Here is a 490-nt window from a genome sequence, read left to right on the forward strand (position 1 = left end):
GATCATGCGTCATGATGGGGGTGGTGATGATCTCCAGTGTCCGGGTCCGGACGACGGCCGGCATTCTCCTGTGCCTGCTCCTTGGAGCCTGCAACGCGACAACGGCGGACCAGATGGTCTCCGGTCTGGCGCTGGCTGGAGGCGGGGCCTATCTTCCAGGCGAAGGTGGCCGGGCCGTTGCCATGGCGGCGCCTCTGATACGCCAGGCAGCCGCGAACGAACGGGCGGCCGAACGGCGCCGGCAGGCGGCGCTCGCCGAAGAGCGCGAGCGCATGCGCATTGCCGAACTCAAGAAGACGAAGGCAGGGCGTGCTCAGCTGGCGCGCGAGGAGGCAAGTGCAAGAGCTGCCGCCCGTGCAGCGGAACGGCGGCGTCTTGAAGCCGAGCGTCAATGGGAGCGGCAAATGGCGGAGAGCGCCAGAAGCACGCAACAGTCGGGCTACTCGACGGGCTATGGCGGGGATCCAAATCAAGCAGTCCGAGATTATCA

At 66.5% G+C, this 490-nt stretch carries 1 pseudogene; it reads left to right on the plus strand.

Annotated elements, in window-relative coordinates:
• Positions 1 to 23 precede the first annotated feature (23 nt).
• A pseudogene (locus A6302_RS22550) lies at positions 24 to 490 on the plus strand (hypothetical protein); the annotation flags it as partial.

The organism is Methylobrevis pamukkalensis, assembly GCF_001720135.1.
Lineage (GTDB): Bacteria > Pseudomonadota > Alphaproteobacteria > Rhizobiales > Pleomorphomonadaceae > Methylobrevis > Methylobrevis pamukkalensis.